Genomic DNA, 3,672 nt, shown 5'->3' with positions numbered 1-3,672 from the left:
GAGCCGGAGCGGGCGTGCCGCGGGGTCCGCGGGCCCGGTGGACCGCGGTGCGGAAAGCGGATGGAACCAATCCGGCCTGAGCGGTGTAAAAAAAGAGCGGAGCCGGCCGGGGGGCATGGCATACCGCAGGGCGCGGGTCCGCGTCTCGCAGAGCGGAATAACCGGGAGGCTTTGGTCGGCGGCTCAGTACCCTTCAGGCATGAGCAGCGACTTCCCCTCGCCCCTGGCCGACCCCACGCCGAAGTCCCCGGTCATCCTGGCCGCGTACAAGGCCCGCGCCGCGGCCGCCGACCTGGCGCCACTGCCGCGGTCGGCCAAGGACGACGCGCTGCTGGCGATGGCCGACGCCCTGGAGGTGCGGACGAAGGAGATCGTCGAGGCCAACGCCGAGGACGTCGCCCGGGCCCGCGCCGCCGGAACCGCCGAGTCGATCGTCGACCGGCTGACCCTGACCCCCGAGCGGGTCCGCGCCATCGCCGCCGACGTACGCGATGTGGTGGCCCTGCCCGACCCCGTCGGCGAGGTCGTTCGCGGCTTCACCCTCCCCAACGGCATCGACCTGCGCCAGGTCCGGGTCCCGCTGGGCGTCGTCGGCATCATCTACGAGGCCCGGCCCAACGTCACCGTCGACGCTGCCGCCCTGTGCCTGAAGTCCGGCAACGCGGTGCTGCTGCGCGGCTCCTCCTCCGCCTACGCCTCCAACCAGGCCCTGGTCACCGTCCTGCGCGACGCCGTCGGCGGCTCGGGCCTGCCCGCCGACGCCGTGCAGCTCGTCCCGGGCGAAAGCCGGGAATCCGTACGGGAGTTGATGCGCGCCCGCGGCATGGTCGACGTGCTCATCCCGCGCGGCGGTGCCTCGCTGATCCGCACCGTGGTCGAGGAGTCGACCGTTCCGGTCATCGAGACCGGTACTGGCAACTGCCATGTGTACGTGGACGCGCAGGCCGACCTCGACATGGCCGTCGACATCCTCGTCAACTCCAAGGCGCAGCGCCCCAGCGTCTGCAACGCGGCCGAGACCCTGCTCGTTCACCGCGACATCGCCGCCCGCTTCCTGCCCCGCGCCCTGGACGCGCTGGCCGAGGCGGGGGTGACGGTGCACGCCGACGAGCGCGTGGCGGCGGTCGCCGAGCAGTGCGGGACGAAGGCCACCGTGGTGCCGGCGACCCTGGAGGACTGGGAGACCGAGTACCTCTCGTACGACATCGCGGCCGCCGTGGTCGACGACCTGGACGCGGCCGTCGGGCACATCCGGCTGTGGAGCTCCGGCCACACCGAGGCCATTGTCACGTCCTCGCAGGCTGCCGCCCGCCGGTTCACCCAGTTGGTGGATTCCACGACGGTCGCGGTCAATGCCTCGACCCGGTTCACGGACGGTGGCCAGTTCGGCTTCGGCGCCGAGATCGGCATCTCTACGCAGAAGCTGCACGCGAGGGGCCCGATGGGGCTGCCGGAGCTGACCTCGACCAAGTACGTGGTCACCGGGGACGGTCACGTTCGGTGACCCGGGCGGCGGTTGAGGAGCCGTCCGAATTCTGGCCCATCCCTGTCGGCGGGGCCTGAGCGGCCGTACTCTGAACGGGTGCCGGACGACGTGGGGGGCAGGCCGTTCCCGGACGGTGAGGAGCCCGACAGCCACAGCCACGGGGCAGCGGACGAGGAGTCCGCGTCCGTGGTGTTCGACGAGGACTTCATCAGGGCCGCCCGGGTCCACGAGCCCACCGCGGCTGAGCGGATGCTGGCGGCGGCCCAGGCCCGCGCCGAGGCGGAGGCCAGGCAGGGCGCCCCGTACACCGGCCGGTCCGAGGAGGACTTCCACGACGAGGGGCTCGATCCCGACGACCCGGACGCCGACTACGACCCGGCGGACACCGACGCCTTCGAGCACGACCCCGAGTACGAGGACTGCGGCCCGTACGGCCGCTATGGGGGCGTCCACGGCCCGTACCGCGGCCACGCGCGCTGGCACCGGCCGGTGGCCTGGGTGCTGGCCGTGCTGATGGGGGTCGGTGTGGTCGCGCTGGCCTTCGCCGCGGTCTACCGTGGAACCGCTGGCAGCCGGCAGGAGCCGGCGCCGCCGCCCGCGACGAGCGGGGTGGACGGACCGCAGGTCGGGCGGCTCATCCGGCAGCCCGAGGGGCCGCCGGGCGCCCAAGCGGAGTCCGCCGCACCGTCCGCCCCCGTCGGGCCGGGTTCGCATTGACCCAACCCCTGATGCTTCATCAGAAGTTGTCGCGCAGCAGCGCGTTTACCCGAAAGCCTTCCGACCTACCCTGAAGGTATGGCCGGGCCTGGAGAGCCACCCGAGGGGACTCCCGAGGGCGTTCCGGGAGGTGGAGAGGACGAGTACCGATCCGTCGTCTTCGACGAGTCGTTCGTCCGCGCTGCCCGGCTCCAGGAGTTCTCCGCCCAGGAGCGGCTGGACGACCACCTCCCGGCCGTGCGCAGCCGCCGCCCGCGGGCGCGCGGCCGCGGCGGGCGCCAGGTCCTGATCCTGGCCGTGCTGATCGCCCTGGCCTTCGCCACCGCCGTCTACATGGGCGTGCGCCACCCCTACCAGCAGCCCTCGACCCGCGCCGCCGAGCCGTTGCGGGTCACGGTGATCCCACTCGCCCCGCGCGGCACCGTCCCCGGCGGAGCCCCGGCCGACCTCTTCGCGCACAGCCGGGCGGCCGCGTACCGCACCGGCGCCGAGGGCGTCACCCTGCCTCCCGTCCGCGCGACCCGGAGCTTCCCCGAGAGCCAGGTGATGGCCGCCCTGGAGGCCGCCAAGGAGTACGTGGTGCGGTCCGCGCTGTATCCGGACGTGCTGACCGGCGGGGACGTGCGGTCCGTGCGCGTGCTGCTCGACCCGGGCCAACTCGACCAGTTCGACCGAAGCATGGAGCACCCGGCCGACGACGGGCACCACGCCGCCACCGGCTGGCTCCTCCGCTTCGACTCGGCGAAGGTCGCCCTGGCCGACCCCGGGGTCCGGGTGCGCGGCACGCTCGCCGTCACCGAGACCGGGCCCGACCGGCTGGAGGTCACCGGCGACCACACGCTCGTCTATGCGGTGCGGGCCGCGGACGGTGGCGAGGGCGGCGGGAGGGCCTCGCTGTTCACGGTCCGCCGCGAGCTGCGGCTCCGCTTCGACCGTGCCGACCTGCGCGACCACCACCTGGAGGTCGTGCACAGCAATGTGCAGGCGGGCCCGCTGGCCTGTGCCGCCGACTCCGCCGGGCGGCTGCGCCCGCTGCTGGCCGGGCAGAGTGCCAAGGGCGACGGCCCGGCGGGCACCGACCCCTACGACCCGGGGCGGGCCACCGCCTCGCTGTGCGGGGTGCTGGCGCCCGGCGCCCTGCCGAGCCCGAACTCGTAGGACCCGGGTCGCCGGGATCGAAGGAGTCCGAGACCGAGGCGTCCCGGCCTCCGGTTGCCGGCCTTGGCGCGGCCCGTCCCCCGGTAGCGCCACCCTGGGCCCGGCCCGGCCGGTCGCCCGCTTACGATGAGGGCGCTACGCGCGCACGACGCGTCCATGCCCGACGACCGACCGGATAGGCCTGCCGACGATGAGTCTTCTTCAGTCCGCCCACACGCTGGCCACCCTCGCCTCCGAGGGCGGCGAAGGCGGCCACCACGACAGCCTCAACCCGTACCTCACGGGCGGGGGCGCGCTGTTCGTGCTGCTGC

Annotated in this window: 3 protein-coding genes; all 3 read left to right on the top strand. The window is 73.9% G+C overall.

Translation table 11 applies throughout. The annotated features are described in order from the left end of the window. Nucleotides 1-199 precede the first annotated feature (199 nt). The 3 genes from AOK16_RS19750 (at nt 200) to AOK16_RS19740 (ending at nt 3,361) form a co-directional block, all read left to right on the top strand. Complete coding sequence (locus AOK16_RS19750) at nt 200-1,504, top strand: glutamate-5-semialdehyde dehydrogenase (RefSeq protein WP_055473534.1); 1,305 nt, start codon at nt 200-202, stop codon at nt 1,502-1,504. Between the two features lie 78 nt (nt 1,505-1,582). Further along, nucleotides 1,583-2,203 carry an SCO2584 family spore wall biosynthesis protein gene (locus tag AOK16_RS19745; RefSeq protein ID WP_055473533.1) on the top strand — a complete coding sequence of 207 codons (621 nt, stop codon included), beginning with the start codon at nt 1,583-1,585 and terminating at the stop codon, nt 2,201-2,203. A 78-nt stretch (nt 2,204-2,281) separates the two neighbouring features. Then, a complete protein-coding gene (locus AOK16_RS19740; protein WP_055473532.1) occupies nt 2,282-3,361 on the top strand; it encodes an SCO2583 family membrane protein in 1,080 nt (359 codons plus the stop codon). Nucleotides 3,362-3,672 lie beyond the last annotated feature (311 nt).

Origin of the sequence: Streptomyces pathocidini, from assembly GCF_001418495.1 — a bacterium.
Lineage (GTDB): Bacteria > Actinomycetota > Actinomycetes > Streptomycetales > Streptomycetaceae > Streptomyces > Streptomyces pathocidini.
Note: the sequence above shows the minus strand (reverse complement) of the source record. Positions and strands in the feature narration are given on the sequence as shown.